Source organism: Alteribacter keqinensis (assembly GCF_003710255.1).
In the GTDB taxonomy this organism is placed as follows: Bacteria; Bacillota; Bacilli; order Bacillales; family Salisediminibacteriaceae; genus Alteribacter; species Alteribacter keqinensis.
On the sequence record NZ_RHIB01000003.1, the window covers coordinates 1 to 12,430 of the forward strand.

General features: G+C 49.8%; 13 protein-coding genes and 1 rRNA gene. 12 read left to right on the top strand and 2 right to left on the bottom strand.

Translation table 11 applies throughout. The features are described from left to right. Window positions 1-19 precede the first annotated feature (19 nt). Window positions 20-136: ribosomal RNA gene (rrf, locus tag EBO34_RS15255) — 5S ribosomal RNA — on the top strand. Window positions 137-227: 91 nt separating this feature from the next. Here the strand turns inward: rrf and EBO34_RS15260 are convergent. Then, window positions 228-875, bottom strand: coding sequence for a LysE family translocator (locus EBO34_RS15260; RefSeq protein ID WP_122900155.1), 648 nt, complete (start codon window positions 873-875; stop codon window positions 228-230). 250 nt (window positions 876-1,125) lie between these two features. On the opposite strand from EBO34_RS15260, the gene EBO34_RS21105 reads away from it, so the two are divergent. From EBO34_RS21105 to EBO34_RS15280, 4 genes are all read left to right on the top strand, one after another. Beyond that, window positions 1,126-1,731 carry a TetR/AcrR family transcriptional regulator gene (locus EBO34_RS21105; protein WP_122900157.1) on the top strand — a complete coding sequence of 202 codons (606 nt, stop codon included), beginning with the start codon at window positions 1,126-1,128 and terminating at the stop codon, window positions 1,729-1,731. A gap of 123 nt (window positions 1,732-1,854) precedes the next feature. Next, window positions 1,855-2,277, top strand: a complete 423-nt coding sequence (locus tag EBO34_RS15270) for a hypothetical protein (RefSeq protein ID WP_122900159.1) — start codon at window positions 1,855-1,857, stop codon at window positions 2,275-2,277. Then, window positions 2,267-3,007: an alpha/beta fold hydrolase gene (locus tag EBO34_RS15275; RefSeq protein ID WP_122900162.1), complete on the top strand. Its 741-nt coding sequence runs from the start codon at window positions 2,267-2,269 to the stop codon at window positions 3,005-3,007. Before EBO34_RS15270 ends, EBO34_RS15275 begins: the two co-directional genes overlap by 11 nt. Window positions 3,008-3,036: 29 nt before the next feature. Then, the gene (locus tag EBO34_RS15280; RefSeq protein WP_122900163.1) at window positions 3,037-3,336 is read left to right on the top strand and encodes a DUF5316 family protein; all 300 of its coding nucleotides are present in this window, start codon (window positions 3,037-3,039) and stop codon (window positions 3,334-3,336) included. Between the two features lie 368 nt (window positions 3,337-3,704). Here the strand turns inward: EBO34_RS15280 and EBO34_RS15285 are convergent, their stop codons facing one another. Then, window positions 3,705-4,178, bottom strand: a complete 474-nt coding sequence (locus EBO34_RS15285; RefSeq protein WP_122900165.1) for a hypothetical protein — start codon at window positions 4,176-4,178, stop codon at window positions 3,705-3,707. 180 nt (window positions 4,179-4,358) lie between these two features. Here EBO34_RS15285 and EBO34_RS15290 point away from each other — a divergent pair, with 180 nt between their 5' ends. The 7 genes from EBO34_RS15290 (at window position 4,359) to EBO34_RS15320 (ending at window position 12,074) form a co-directional block, all read left to right on the top strand. Beyond that, entirely contained in the window at window positions 4,359-5,495 is a 1,137-nt protein-coding gene (locus EBO34_RS15290; protein WP_122900167.1) for a trans-sulfuration enzyme family protein, read from the top strand. A gap of 339 nt (window positions 5,496-5,834) precedes the next feature. Then, window positions 5,835-6,809 (top strand): thiamine-phosphate kinase, encoded by a 975-nt coding sequence (thiL, locus tag EBO34_RS15295; RefSeq protein WP_122900169.1) that lies wholly within the window; start codon window positions 5,835-5,837, stop codon window positions 6,807-6,809. Window positions 6,810-6,811: 2 nt separating this feature from the next. Further along, on the top strand, window positions 6,812-7,291 hold the full coding sequence (gene tsaE, locus EBO34_RS15300) for a tRNA (adenosine(37)-N6)-threonylcarbamoyltransferase complex ATPase subunit type 1 TsaE (RefSeq protein ID WP_122900171.1): 480 nt from the start codon (window positions 6,812-6,814) through the stop codon (window positions 7,289-7,291). Continuing rightward, a complete protein-coding gene (gene tsaB, locus EBO34_RS15305; RefSeq protein ID WP_122900173.1) occupies window positions 7,272-7,982 on the top strand; it encodes a tRNA (adenosine(37)-N6)-threonylcarbamoyltransferase complex dimerization subunit type 1 TsaB in 711 nt (236 codons plus the stop codon). The genes tsaE and tsaB overlap by 20 nt, the downstream gene beginning before the upstream one ends. After that, the gene (rimI, locus tag EBO34_RS15310; RefSeq protein ID WP_122900175.1) at window positions 7,975-8,442 is read left to right on the top strand and encodes a ribosomal protein S18-alanine N-acetyltransferase; all 468 of its coding nucleotides are present in this window, start codon (window positions 7,975-7,977) and stop codon (window positions 8,440-8,442) included. The genes tsaB and rimI overlap by 8 nt, the downstream gene beginning before the upstream one ends. Next, complete coding sequence (gene tsaD, locus EBO34_RS15315; protein ID WP_122900178.1) at window positions 8,429-9,448, top strand: tRNA (adenosine(37)-N6)-threonylcarbamoyltransferase complex transferase subunit TsaD; 1,020 nt, start codon at window positions 8,429-8,431, stop codon at window positions 9,446-9,448. Before rimI ends, tsaD begins: the two co-directional genes overlap by 14 nt. Window positions 9,449-10,208: 760 nt before the next feature. Then, window positions 10,209-12,074: a M4 family metallopeptidase gene (locus tag EBO34_RS15320; RefSeq protein ID WP_122900180.1), complete on the top strand. Its 1,866-nt coding sequence runs from the start codon at window positions 10,209-10,211 to the stop codon at window positions 12,072-12,074. Window positions 12,075-12,430 lie beyond the last annotated feature (356 nt).

Consider the following 12,430-nt stretch of genomic DNA (forward strand, 5'->3'; position numbering starts at 1 on the left):
TTCTCAATTTCATGATTTGTCCAGTGACGATAGCGAAGAGGTCACACCCGTTCCCATGCCGAACACGGAAGTTAAGCTCTTCAGCGCCGATGGTAGTTGGGGGCTCTCCCCCTGTGAGAGTAGGACGCCGCTGGGCAATAAGAAAAAGCACCCGTTTTTAAAGCGGGTGCTTTTTTTGTGCTGTTAAAGAGAATGGTTTGGCTGCACTATCAATCACTCTGTTTTATTTAAAAGTATCCTGTGAGTTCGCGTATGAATTCGTAGCCGAAGTAGAATCCGAATCCCGTGAGGATAACGCCGGCACCAATGGAGATCCAGCGCATGGCTTTTGGTTTTAGGAGGCGGCGGCTGTAGCTGACGATCCAGGAGAAGAGAATGTCGTGAATAAGAATGCCTGTGACGATGCCTCCTGCCACCAGTAAAAAGGATCGGGATCCTTGAACATCGGAAAGAGATGAGGCGAGCAGCGTGCCCAGGATGCCGAGCCAGAACATGACGTAGCCCGGCGTTAACGCAATAATGAAGCCGGAACCGAATGCTTTAAAAAGCGATGGTTTTTTTACGTGCACATGGGTCTCCCCTGCATGCAGTTCTGTAGATTCCCTGATGCTCTGGATGCCGAGATAAAGGAGAAAAAGAAAGCCTGCGAACCACATGACGGTCTGGATATAAGGTATGTCCAGTAAGTAGGCTGAGAGGCCGAAGTAAAATAGAAATACGAGAATAAAGTCAACGGTCATGCCGCCGATGCCGACAAGCCAGGCATGCCAGAAGCCGCCATGGAGTCCCTGACGAAGCATCTGAATGGTGACGGGCCCGACAGGCAGGGTGAGGGCAAGACCGAGGAGTACATATGTAAAGAAGGATTGGGTCATTGTTACCGCCTTTCTGTGACTTAATCTGGTTTTTTCTTTAGTTTGTGTGGAAAACAGATATGATGTTTGTTTTCAACTATACCACTTTTCGAGGGAGGTAAGTGGCTCTCTATTCATATCGTGGATATGTGGGGGAAATGAGGATTGTGTTGTTTAGCCGGAAGGGTTGGGTCTGGTGGTTGACAGTTGTGGTGTTTGGGCATACGATTGTTTTCAGCAGCAGATTTTAGTGAGAATTGGGAGTTTTGTTATGGGCAGAGGAGATCATAGTCAGACTCAGAATCGTATTGTGAGCACGGCTCACGCGTTGTTTATGGAGCATGGGTATCGTTCGGTTTCGACTCGGAGGATTGCGGATGCGTGCGGGCTTACCCAGCCGGCTTTGTATCATCATTTTTCCAGTAAAGAGGCGATTTATCTTGAGGTGCTCCGGACGGATCTGAACAGGACGAAGGCGTCTTTGAACCGGATTGCCGTGCTTTATGATGATGTGGCAGAGTGTTTGTTTCAGATGACGTATTATATTCTTGTGAATTCGCCTGAGAATATGGGGCAGATGGTTCGGGATATCCGTACGGAGATGAGTGCGGCGTTTCGGGAGAAGATTAATGAGTGGTGGCATGAGGCTTACCGGCTGCCGATCACTGCGGTTTTTGAGAAGGGGATTCGTAATGGTGTTATCAGGGATCCGGGGCAGTTTGATGCTTCGGCTGAGAAGTATGTGTGCCTGCTGGTGAATATGATCAGTCAGGCGATTCCTTCAGGCGGGGAATCAGATGGGCAGGACAGTGAGGCTGTGGCTGAGAAGAGGGCTCACTTTATTATTGACGTTTTATTGAACGGACTGAATAAATAGGTGGACTTCCTTTGGGAGGATCTATACTTATCACTTGATAAGTTATATAATAAAGTCAGTATTTTTAATAATGAAGATTCTGAGAGCTTATAATAGATCACCAGTTTCAAAGGGGGATGTCCGTTGACGAATGTTGCCAGCCGGAAGCTTGCTTTTTTTGAGGGTATGAAAGTGACGGAAATTAAGAAGAATATTCCTCATCCATTATTGATCAGTCTGTCTACGGGAGGTTTGTCTGTTGAGTGTCCGTGGCGGTTGATGAGCGGTGGGAAGATTGTTCTTGGTCAGACGGATTTTCTTCATCAGGAGCAAAAGGAATTTAACCGGGGGATTCTTGATAAGGCTCTGAGGGATAAGACGATCCGGTGTGTGGAGTGGCTTGATGATTGTTACCTTTTGAGAATTGTGTTCAGTGGGAATTATGTAATGGATTTGTTTCATGACAGTGGCAGTCAGGAAGGATGGGAACTGTTTGGTAACGGGGATTTTTCGTTTATTTCGCTTCCTGGCGGTGAACCGGAGATGATTGAGAAGGATGAACAGTAAAAAGAAGTCAGTAAAAAAGGTTTTATTTTATTTGGCGTTAGGGTTTATTTTCCTTATTTTTGCCGGGATCACGATTGTCCTTATCTGGGCGAGTAATGGCTATGAGGCGGAGTATGAGGTCCGGTCGTACATAGAAGATGAGGGGAATCCGGATGAGCGCACGGGTCTGTCGTTTGGTTCGGGGGATGAAACGACAGGTGTGATTGTTTACCCGGGCGGAAGGGTCGATCATAAGGCGTACAGTTATTTGGCATACCGGTTGTCAGAGGAAGGGTATTTTGTCTATGTGCCGAGGATGCCTCTGGATCTGCCGGTGCTCAATATGAACAGGGCCGGGGCTGTGATGGAGAAATATCCACAGGTGGATAACTGGTATGTGGCCGGTCACTCTCTCGGGGGTGCCATGGGGGCTTATTATACGGCGAATCATCCGGAGACGGTGGAAGGTATGATCTTTCTTGCTTCATATCCGGGGAATGATCTGACGGAATCGGGTGTACCGGTGCTGTCTGTATACGGCGGTCTGGACGGGGTATCCACGCCTGAGGAAATCATGGAACGGGATGACCGTCTGCCAGAGGAGACGACGTATGTGGAAATCCCGGATGGTAATCATGCGAACTTCGGCTGGTATGGTGCGCAGCGGGGGGATCTTGAAAGTCCGTTGACGCCTCAGGAGCAGCAGGATATCGTGGCGGAGGAAATTGCCCGGTGGATTGAAGGCAGGTAAATCCCGGCAGCTGATTGAGGTGTAAATTAATGAAGAAAAAGGTATTTTTGAGCGGAATCGTGAGTGCGGTTTTGGTTCAGCTCGTGGCTTTTGTTATGGGAGAGGCGAGGCAGGGGTATGAGATTTCAGGGTACATCGGTGTGGGACTCCTTGTTCTGGCTGGGCTTTTGTTTGCGACCCTCATTGCCACAAGGCGTGATGTGATGCATAACGCTGCTCCTGAAGACCGTGAGAGCCAGCGGAGTATGCAGCGGATCGGCGTGTATGGCATGCTGATCGGTCTGCCTCATTTTATGTATGCGTTTGGGTATTTTTTGTTTACGCAATAGAGTTGGGAAAGAAGGCTGTCCAGGTGTGCCGTGCACCGGGCAGCCTTTTTTGAAAGGTAAGAACTTATAAAATATGCTCGTTTTACTATTAAGGAAGATAAGAGTTTCTTAGATGGAAATTATTCGAAAAATATCTTTATTGGAATGCTTCGTTCGTAAGTTAGGAGATTGAGTTGGCTATTTGTGTTGTCCATTGCCTCTGTAATAGTAAAAAAAGTAAGGAGGGAGCTGTTTAAATCACTCACTTGGTTGTGTATGAGTTTTAGGGGCTGCCTGGAAACAACGCATTTTTTGTGAATTAATTACGGCGGATTTGTCCTCACCTGTTTATGTAGAAAACACCGGACTACGGTGTTTCTTGGTATAAATTATTCAGACGGCGGAAACACGATTGCGTCGATGGATCTGACTCCAACAATCACCGATTCTATGTTTCCTTCAAATACACCAGTCCCCCGGCGCACTTGCAGTGTATACGTATAGGTGTCCGGGCCCGGCGGAGTATCGGTCCATGTCAGATTTTGATTCTGTCTGAATACAGAACCTGAACCTACGGGTTTCGCAATGTCTATCATATGCCAGTCTGTTTCAACGATCTCGACGCCGCCTGTACGGATAATCCTAAAGGTAAGACGGGATGTATACACACTACCCGCATTAAACGTGCTAATACGACTGTTAATCATTGAATCGATCCTGACCCTTTCATCATCTTCAGTTGTTGTAACATCGACACTTAATATAGGTACAAATTGAAACTGGGGGTTCAAGGGAAGTGTAATATTTTCTGTTGATTGATTAGAAAAAAAGGGACAGCATCCCATTATTGGTATAATGCCCATTACTGTTATCCTCCTTTCATAAATAATACTATTCTATGTGCACCATAGGAGATTGTATAAAGATATTTGAGCAATAATTTCGTTTTCATATTAATAAATAGTAAAGCGCCTTTCGTTGTGAGAGGCGGCAAGTTCCGTTACACTGATAAAAAGCATGAAGATTTGAAAGGGGCGACCATGATGAAATTTCATACAAAAAACGTACATTTTCAGGAGAAGCTGGATACGAGAGAGGTAAGCAAGACGAAGCCGATTTACCAGACGTCGGCCTTTTCATTTACGGATCTTGAGGATATGGAGGATTTCTTTCAGGGGAAAAAGGGCTACATGTATACCCGTGTGGGGAACCCGAATACTGATGACCTTGGGAAAGGTGTTGCCGATCTTGAAGGAGCGCCGGCGGGTGTGGCTTCGGCATCTGGAATTTCCGCGATTATGGGCGGGGTTCTCGCTGTTGCGAAAGCGGGAGATCACGTCGTAGCCACAGAAGACTTGTACGGGGGTACATATCAGCTTTTTGCCAATGAGCTGAAAGACTTTGGAATCGAAGTCTCGTTTGCAAGTTTTGAAAACCTGGATCAGGTGGAAGCGGCGGTAAAAGAGAACACCGTTCTTTTATATACAGAGTCGGTGACGAACCCGCTCTTACGTGTGGAGGATATTAAAGGCGTGGTCGCTCTCGGGAAGCGGCTAGGGCTGAAGACGATGGTGGACAACACGTTCCCGTCGCCGTATCTTGTGAGGCCGTATGAGCTTGGAGCGGATCTTGTGGCCCACAGTGCCACCAAGTACATTGGCGGCCACAGTGACGTATCCGCCGGTGTTTTAGTGGGCGGCGAGGCCCTTGTGGCGAAAGCGAAGAGTAAGATTGTTAACCTTGGTGCGAATCTCGGTCCGTTTGACGGCTGGCTCGGCTGCCGGGGCCTGAAGACGCTGAGTCTTCGTATGGAGCGCCAGAGTGCAAACGGGAAGAAGCTTGCGGAGCACCTTCGGGGAAAAGGCGATCTTGGCCGCGTCTACTATCCTGAGTTTGTGTCCGAGCGCGGGAACGGGGCGATCGTGACGATTGACCTTGGGGAAAACTACGATCTTCACTCGTTCTTTAAGAATCTGGACTGGGTCAAAGTCGTGCCGACACTGGCGGGCGTGGAAACGTCTGTGACGTATCCGGTAGGGACTTCCCACCGTCCGGTTCCGAAAGAAACCCGGGACCGTCTCGGTGTAACGGAGACGATGGTCCGCATCAGTGTTGGGATTGAGGACGCGGAAGACATTAACGGTGTGTTTGACCGGGCGCTGGAAGCGGCAAAAAAGTGATGTGATGCGACAGGGATTGCAGGTCAAATAAACGTTTGTTTAAAAAGAGAGGGCGCTTCGTTTTTTGTCGGACGAAGCGTCTTTTTGGTGTTTTGAGGGGGGAAAGAGTTGGTTGGGGAGGGAATTACTGAATCTGAAGCGGATTTCCTTAAAGTAACCCGTCAATTTCTTAAAGCAGCATGGATTCCTTTATCCGCAGCGTAAATCCTGAAAACAGATTCTGATTCCTGAATAGGGCAGGCGGATTCCTTAAACCTTTGACCTTTGCTATAATAAGAACAGTTTATGAAGCGTATTTAAGGGGATTCTAGTAGTAGAGAGAATAGAAGAGGTGTTCGGATGAAGGACGAATTTTCGTTTATACGCTCGATCCAGCCGGACCGTCATCATCAGCCGACGGTGGTGGCAGGTATTGGCGACGATGCGGCGTTGTACGACGCTGAAGAAGGCTTTCATGAAATTGCTGCGGTGGATACCCTTGTAGAGGACATGCATTTTACGAAGAAAACGATGACGCCGTTTCACATCGGCTATAAGGCTCTTGCGGTAAACGTCAGTGACATTGCGGCCATGGGCGGGCGTCCCGTGTATTATCTTGTGTCTGTAAGTGTGCCGAAGTCCGGAAGCTGGAGTGAAGCTGAGCTTCAGGAGATGTACAAAGGGATGACGGTGCTGGCGGATGAGTACGGTGTTGATCTGATCGGCGGAGATACGAACGCCACGAACGATAAGCTAGTGGTGTCGGTGACGGTGATAGGACGTGTGGAAAAAGGCGTGCGGCTGCTCCGTTCCAATGCAAAACCCGGTGACGTGGTGTTTGTGACCGGCCCTGTTGGCAGCTCGGCGGCGGGGCTTCATTATCTCCTTGAAGGGGATGACTGCCCTGAGCACTACCTGAAGGCGCATCAGATGCCCGAGCCGCAGGTAAGTGCGGGAAGGCTTCTTGCTCAGGCCGGGGGGCGGATTGCCCTCAATGATATCAGCGACGGGCTGGCGAGCGAGGCGAACGAAATTGCCGAAGCGAGCGGCGTGACCGTGGAGATTGACTGGAGCCGGGTGCCTCACGACCTCCACGGAGAGACAGACGAGTATGTGGAGAAGTGGACGCTGTTTGGCGGCGAAGACTTTCAGCTGATCGGCTGTACCGGGCAACAAACGTGGGAGCGTTTAACGGAGTCGTTTGAAAAGAACGGACAGCGGCTTATCCGGATTGGCCGTGTTGTTGAAGGAAAACGAGAAGTCTTTCTTTTGAAGAACGGGGAACGGACTGTTTTGAAAAAGGGCGGCTATAACCATTTTGTTAAAGGTGATTGATGATGAGTGAATACTATGAATTAACGTCAGATTCTCCCGAACGGACGGCGGAGCTTGCTGAAGCACTGGCAGAACAGCTTCAGGCCGGGGATGTAATTACGCTGGAAGGCGACCTTGGTGCCGGGAAGACGAGCTTTACGAAAGGTCTTGCAAAAGGGCTTGGGGTAAAGCGGACGGTGAACAGTCCGACGTTTACGATAATAAAAGAATACCAGGGCAGAGCGCTGCCTCTCTATCATATGGACGTGTACCGGCTGGAAGAGGGCGGCGAAGACATGGGCCTTGAAGAATACTTTGACGGGGGCGGCGTGTGTGTTGTGGAGTGGGCAAGCATGATCGGTGACGAGCTTCCCGAGGAGCGGCTGGCTCTGAATTTGTTCCATGTTGGGGAAACGACGCGGCAGATCCGTCTGGAGCCCGTGGGCGAGCGGTATATTACACTTTGCAAGGAGTTTTTAAGAGATGAACGTGTTGGCAATTGATACGTCTACTTATGTGATGGGGGTGGCCGTTCTCCGGGATGGACAGGTGGCCGGGGAAATGGTGACCCATGTGAAAAAGAATCATTCGATCCGTCTCATGCCGGCGATTCGCATGGTGATGGAAGAAGCGGATATGAAGCCGGAGGAGCTTGACCGGATTGCAGTGGCCCAGGGGCCGGGATCATATACGGGAGTCCGGATCGGGGTTACGACGGCGAAAACGATGGCCTGGGCCCTGGGAATTCCCGTTGTCGGTGTTTCCAGTTTAGAAGCGCTGGCGGCTAATGGACGCTACTTTGACGGATTGATCAGCCCGTTTTTTGATGCGCGAAGAGGGCAGGTGTTCACGGGGCTCTACCGGAGTCGCGGGGGCGAGGTCGAGAGGGTGGAAGACGATCGTCTTGTTTTACACGAAGAGTGGGTTTCACGCCTTCGGGACCAAGAGGAAGCTGTACTGTTTCTGAGTCCTGACTACGGGAAGCACGAGGCGCTGCTTGGTGAAAAAGTGGCGGTGAATCCGGCGGACCATTTGCCGCGGCCGTCGGCGATTGCGTTTCAGGCGTTGGAAAAAGAGGCGGATGAGGCGGTTCATGTGTTTGCGCCGAATTATCTGCGTCTGGCCGAAGCGGAGTCGAAGTGGCTTGAGGCGCAAAAACAGAAAGAAAAGCGACTAGGTGGCCGGGATGAGTGAGGAGATTCAGGTTCAGATAAGGTTGATGGAAATGGATGATATCGACGGAGTGCTGGCGGTGGAGGAGGCGTGTTTTCCGACGCCGTGGAGCCGGACGGCCTTTGTGAACGAGCTGAAAGCCAACCAGTTTGCGTACTATCTGGTAGCTGAGGCGGGGGAGCGTGTGATCGGCTACTGCGGGGTGTGGGTCATTATTGATGAGGCGCACATTACAAACATTGCTGTGGATCCCATATACAGGCGAAAAGGGATCGGAGAAGCGCTTTTGACAGGCGGTCTGGAGCTCGCCCGGACGTTCGGTGCGGAGAAGCTGACCCTTGAGGTGCGCGTGAGCAATGAGGCAGCGCAGAATATGTACGAGAAGTTCGGGTTTCAGCGTGGCGGCATCCGGAAAAATTACTATACAGATAACCAGGAAGATGCACAGATTATGTGGGTGATGATAAATGAAGAGCAGTGAAGAATTGATAATATTGGGAATTGAGACGAGCTGTGATGAGACGAGTGCGTCTGTCGTGCGCGGGGGCAGGGAAATTTTGAGTAATGTCGTGTCGTCGCAGATTGAAAGTCACAAGCGGTTCGGCGGTGTGGTGCCGGAGATTGCGTCGCGCCACCATGTGGAACAGGTGACGTATATTATTGAAGAGGCCCTTCGTGAGGCTGAGGTGACGATGGACGATGTGGACGCGGTTGCGGTGACTGAGGGTCCGGGACTTGTAGGTGCCCTGCTGGTGGGGGTTAACGCGGCGAAAGCGCTGGCTTTTGCGAAGAGCAAGCCGCTGATTGGCGTTCATCATATCGCCGGTCACATTTATGCGAATCATCTTGTGGAGGAGCTTACGTTTCCGCTGCTGTCGCTGGTGGTGTCCGGCGGGCATACGGAGCTTGTGTATATGGACGAGCACGGGAAGTATGAGATTCTCGGGGAGACCCGGGATGATGCGGTCGGCGAGGCATATGATAAAGTCGCGCGTACAGTGGGGCTTCCGTATCCGGGAGGACCGCACATTGACCGTCTCGCTCATGAAGGTGAGGCGACGATTGACCTGCCGCGTGCATGGCTTGAAGCAGATTCTTTTGATTTCAGCTTCAGCGGGTTGAAAAGTGCGGTGATCAACACGCTTCATAATGCAAAGCAGCGTGGAGAAGATGTGCCGGTGAAGACGATTGCGGCGAGTTTTCAGGCGAGCGTGATCGATGTGCTCGTGACGAAGACGATGCGTGCAGTTGAAAAGCGGGGCGTGGACCGTCTCGTTCTGGCCGGCGGTGTGGCGGCGAACAAAGGACTGCGTGCGCGGATTACGGAGGTTTGTGAGGAACGTGGCATTACGCTGACGATTCCGCCTCTGTCTCTTTGTACCGATAACGCGGCGATGATCGCGGCCGCGGGAGCTGTGATGTATGAAAAAGGCCAGTTTGCCGATGACCGGCTGAACGGACAGCCGGGGCTGGAGCTGGAGAGGTAGCGTGTGTTGTTGCAGGCGGTGCCAGTTACTTTGTTTAGGATTTCACATGGGGTCAGACACTGCGTGAGGTGCTGAGCACAGTGCCTGGCACCGTTGAAGAGGATATTGGTTAGTAGGACCAGGAGGGCGTGGGAGCGTCTTGCTGGTTTTTTTGTTTTTGCAGGGAGGAGGTCGGTGAGAAGGGGCGGATTCATGATAAATCGCGGATATACATGATAAGTGGTCAGGAATTCATGATAAAAGTGATGGATTCATGATAAAAAGGAGAAAATTCACGCCCCGAAACAACAGACGCGAGCATGCTCCCATATACCTGCGCAATACGTTGTGGATACGACAGGAAGTGACGCATTTACCGTTTGTTCATCCAAAAGCAGGTAGAGTAAATTTTTCAGAAACGCTGTTAAATCAAGTTGGAGCAGCAAAAAGAGATAAAAATGTCTTATTCGTTCGACAAAGGTCGTTATTTCGACACGAACCGTTATTCTTTTTTCGACAGAGCAGGAAAAGTCTGGAACTGTTGAATTGCCTTACTTCATTAGCGAAGTAAAGGACATTGGACTTAGAGCCGTTAGTCTGACAAAATGGTGTCGAATCAGGCGCGAATGCGTTAACCACGCGGTTTATGTAAAACGAAAATAGCGTACATTCTGTTGTAAGAGCAAAGCTTCTTCTATAACCTTAAGTCATTCGGGTACCGAGTATTTCGATAACCGAGAGTGTTGTGGAAAATTATACTTAGGGGAAAGAAGGGGTTTATGTGAAGAAGTTTGCTGCTTTAACATTGTCTGCGTTGATCTTTGGAAGCGGCTTTCTTGGGGCCGGAGGTTCCGGGTTTGCAGAAGGTGATTCATTGAAGAAATTCGAATCTCTCGGCAAAGGAGACGTGAAGGTCGTCCAAGGGAAGGGTCAAAAAGGGCCGCCTACGTTTGTATCGGGTATTCTTTCCGAAAATTTTTCAAAAGGAAACGCTAAGAGCGCCAAGGCGTTTCTTAGTGAACATGAAGAGTTGTTTCACGTTAAAAATGCCGAGGAAAGTTTGACAGAAGTGAGGGTTACAGAAGATGAACTGGGTATGACCCACGTTCGTCTTCAGCAGACGAAGAAAGGGATACCGGTTGACCGGAATGAACTCAATGTTCACTTTAACGAAGACAACAGCATTACCGCAGTCAACGGAAACTTTGATCCGGAGCTGGAAGAGCTCGAGATTAATACCACGCCCGCAGTAAACCGGAATACGGCACTGGAGACGGCTAAAAAGGATGTGAGTGCACCGGAGTACGTCGATTTTCAAACTTCGGAGTTGATTATTTATCCGTTTGAAGCCGACTATCATCTTGCGTACCGCATTAACCTTGAATTTCACAGTGCGACGCCTGGGAATTGGTATGTATATGTGGATGCTCACACAGGTGAAGTGATTGACCGTTTTGATGCCATGACTGGGCTTGGTAACTTCAGTGACATTCTCGATCTGGAGGAAATTACGGAACAGCCACAGGCGACTGCCGCTCAAGTGAAGGCAAAGAACGAAAAAGCACAGGAAAAGAGAAATGAGCTCAGAGGAGCGAGAGGAAAAGGCCTTGGTACGACCGGGGTACAAAAATTGATGGATATTTCCCACGGACTGGATGAAGACGGGGGAAGAACGTTTTATCTGGCAGACCACTCCACCAGTGATATGGACGGTATTTTCACATACAATATGCAAAATACCTCTAATCAAATGTGGCTGTATGAAAACGACAGTGCGTCGTGGAAAGACGTGGAGTACTCAGGGGACAGCAGTTCCTGGGAAGTGGTTGGACAGGGGCCTGCAGTTGATGCTCACAGCAACTCCCGTATAGTATATGATTACTTCCTTGAAAATCACGGTCGTAACTCGCTGGACGACCAGGGAATGGCCATTGAATCGCGTGTTCACTATTGGAGAGAGTACAACAACGCGTTTTGGAGCAACGGTCTTGCCATGATGACCTATGGGGATGGTGACGGACAGCAGTTTATTCCTCTTGCAGCCCTTGATGTAACAGCTCACGAAATGGTTCACGGCATCACCCACTATAACGGTGGTCTTCGTTACCGCTTTGAGACAGGGGCCATTAACGAAGCATATTCTGATACCTTTGGCAGCATTATTGACGACCGGAGCTGGGATGTGGGGGAAGACATTATGGGTGAAGCGTGGCTTGCTGATGGGCGTACGGCTCTTCGAAGCAGTGAAGATCCGGGGAAATTCCCGGTAAACCAAGCTTACTGGGCTTACAGTGTTGACGGAGAAGGCCGATATCCTGCTCACATGGAGGAGTACTATTTCCTTCCGGGGAACATGGATAATGGCGGTGTCCACATTAACTGTACCATTCTTCAGCACTCTGCCTACCTTGTTTCGGAAGAGTACGGTATGGGTCGTGAAGTTGTAGCTGATACTTGGTACAGAGCGTATGACTACCTGCACTTTGATGCGACGTTTGCTGAGTTCCGGGAAGCCATTCTTCAATCGGCCACCGATCTTTACGGTGAAGACAGTGAAGAATATGATGCGTTCCTCGGTGCCTTTGATGATATCGGCTTGTACGAAGGCTGGTCACTGGAAGAAAACCACAGAAGTCCACTCTGGTAAAATCATACCTCCGCTCCCAGGAGCGGGGATTTTTGTGTTTTCGTTTGTTTTGGTCCAAGGCACTGTGTTCAAGAATTCACGTGGGGTCAGGCACTGTGTGATTTTATTCACAGAGCGCCTGACCCTCTGTGAACCGGGGTACAAAAGGACAATTTCCTATTGACTTTTTGGGGTTATGCACAATTCCCACAGGGGGGTGTGGATAAAACGAATGAATGTTCGTGTTAATAACAATCTGTGTACAACCTGTGGATAGTGTGGAAAAGTCCTCTCAAACCACTAATGATAACAGTGTTTCTGTTCACAACTTTTCTGGGGATAAACGGGCAGTTTTGTGAATAACCTATCCAAGTAGC